The 2,514-nt window shown below is 66.7% G+C and carries 3 protein-coding genes; 2 read left to right on the top strand and 1 reads right to left on the bottom strand.

All coding sequences use genetic code 11. The features are described from left to right. Together KA184_23845 and KA184_23840 are read left to right on the top strand one after the other, a co-directional pair. A partial coding sequence (locus KA184_23845; protein MBP8132625.1) for a DUF4203 domain-containing protein occupies window positions 1-570 on the top strand: 570 nt, incomplete at its 5' end. A gap of 12 nt (window positions 571-582) precedes the next feature. Next, entirely contained in the window at window positions 583-2,250 is a 1,668-nt protein-coding gene (locus KA184_23840; GenBank protein MBP8132624.1) for a sulfatase-like hydrolase/transferase, read from the top strand. Between the two features lie 67 nt (window positions 2,251-2,317). Here KA184_23840 and KA184_23835 read toward each other — a convergent pair. Continuing rightward, on the bottom strand, window positions 2,318-2,514 hold a 197-nt coding region (locus KA184_23835), incomplete at its 5' end, for a hypothetical protein (protein MBP8132623.1).

Genomic DNA, 2,514 nt, shown 5'->3' with positions numbered 1-2,514 from the left:
CAGGTGCGCTTCGGGCTCGGTGCGCTGGCTGTTGCCGGCCTGTTGTACTGTTACTTCGGCTATCCCCTGTTTCGCTTGCTCCTGGCCCTTGCGGGGTTCGCGCTGGCGGGCGCGGTTGCGGCCTTGCTTGCGGGCTGGCTCAGCGGCGGCAATCTGACGGCCATGGCCGCCGCGCTTGCGTTCGGCGGCGTCTGCGGCGCCATGGCGTTGTACTGGCTCTACCGGGTGGGCGTGTTCTGTCTGGGCGTGCTGGGCGGGCTGGTCATCGCACAGGCCGCGCTCGGCGACCGGCTCGAGAACTGGGTTCCCTACGCGTTGATCGGCGCGGCAGTTGGCGGCGGGCTGGCGGCGCTGCTGCTCGAACGGACCGCGATGACCTTCGCCACCGCGGCCGTCGGCGCGTGGGTTACGGTGTATATGGCCGCGTTCATCGTCGCCGGCTTCGGCCTCGAACCGTACCTCGACGATGCCGTATGGCGGGCGCGCGTGCCTTGGATTCTCGCAGGATGCTGGATGTTGCTCGCCGTGACGGGCGCGCTCGCGCAGTTCCGCATGCGGCGGCGGCAATAGGAGCAGAGACGCATGAACACCTCAATGGACCGGCGGCAGTTTCTGGCGTTGGCGGCAAGCGCCGCCGCGGGCGTTTCGGCGTGGCCGACGTACCGCGCGTATGCGCAGGAATCCGGCACGAAGCGTCCGCCCAATTTCCTTGTAATCATGGCGGACGATATCGGCGCGAAGGAATTGGGCTGCTACGGCCACCCGGCGCACCGGACGCCGCATCTGGACGCGCTCGCGCAGTCGGGCGTGCAATTCCAGACCTGCTACGCGACGCCCATCTGCCATCCGACCCGACTCATGGTCATGACGGGCCAGTATGGCTGCCACAACGGTGTCTACAACTTCGCGAACCGGCGCGGGGGGCCGGACCCGGACGACCCGGTCGAGGACATGACGCACCACGTGAATTTCGCGCAGTTGCTCAAGCAGCAGGGCTACGCGACGGCGCTGGCGGGCAAATGGCAGCTTTCCGGCGAGGTTCCGGGGCTGATTCACGAATGCGGCTTCGACGAATATCTGATCTGGGCGTACAAGCACAACCTGCCCGCCGGGGTCGAGCACACCGGCGCGTGGGAGGGGAAAAAAGACGGCAGGACCGCGCGTTACTGGCACCCGAGCCTGATGAAGAACGGCGAGTATGTCCCCACGAAACCGGAAGATTACGGACCCGACCTGCACGCGGACTTCCTGAACGATTTCGTGCGCCGGAACAGGCAGCGGCCATTCCTCGCCTATTTCCCCATGTGTCTGACGCATGGGCCGCACCTGCGCACGCCGGACACGAAAGCGCTGGAAGACCCTAAATATGACAGGCCCCCGCTTGTGTATCAGGGCGCGGTCGAATACATGGACAAGATTGTCGGGCGGCTCGTCGCGGTGCTCGACGAACTGGGGCTGCGCGAGAGCACGGTCGTCCTGTTTACCGGCGACAACGGCACGGGCGGCGACGGCAAGGGCGATCCTACGGAACTCGGCGCGCGCGTGCCGATGATCGTGAACGGGCCCGGTATCGTGAAGGCGCGCGGCGCCACCGGCGAATTGACTGATCTCTCGGATGTGCTCCCGACCTTGTGCGACTTCGCCGCCGCGCCGTTGCCCGCGGACCGGCCCATAGACGGCCATTCGCTCGCGCCGTTCCTGTGCGGCGATACCGGCCAGACCCGCGAGTGGATTTTCAGTTATATCGGCGACCGGCGCATCCTGCGCACGCAGCGGTGGCTACTCGAAGACAACTCGCCGCTCCATTATGGCCGCTTGTACGACTGCGGTGATTCCCGCAACGGCTCCGGGTACCGGGAGGTGACGGAATCGGAGGACATCGAGGTCCTTGCCATCAAGGAGCGGTTCAACGCGCTGCTCGAGCAACTCCCCGCGCCCTATATCGCCGAGGAGGGCGACGCCGCCGGAGACAAACTGGCCAGCAACGACGCGGGCGGCGGGCAAAGCCGCACGGAGGCGGCGCGCGAGCGGAAGAAAAGAAGAGAGAAGGAACAGCAGAAACAGGAGGAGAAGGAGAAGGCGGACGAAGAGGAACGGCAGCGCCGCGAAGATGACCGCCCGGATGCGGAACGTCCGCGCCGCAAGCGCTATTACGAGCGCCGCCGCCAGTCGCAGGAGCAGCAAAAGCAACAGTCACAGCCCCAACAACAGAATCAAGGCAGCACGAAGACCGAAACGGAGCGCAGGTAGCCACGCGCTTCGAGCGAACCGCCGGGGACGCCGCCTCCACGCAGACGCGGCGCCCCCGGCGCGTGTCTCAAGCACTTGTCATGCGCTCGGCTCCTGCGCGCTTCACCCTGCGGGCGCGTCGCGCCGCGAAGAAACGGGCCAAAGCAAGCGCTGTTCCCGCGAGGATGGCAACGTCGCCCCAGCCGGAAGCGGCCGAACCCGCCGCCGCGCCGCAACTGAATACGGGCAGGGGCGTGGCGGACCCGTAGAGGTCGATGATGACCG

This window comes from Candidatus Hydrogenedentota bacterium (assembly GCA_018005585.1).
Taxonomy (GTDB): Bacteria; Hydrogenedentota; Hydrogenedentia; order Hydrogenedentales; family JAGMZX01; genus JAGMZX01.
Note: the sequence above shows the minus strand (reverse complement) of the source record. Positions and strands in the feature narration are given on the sequence as shown.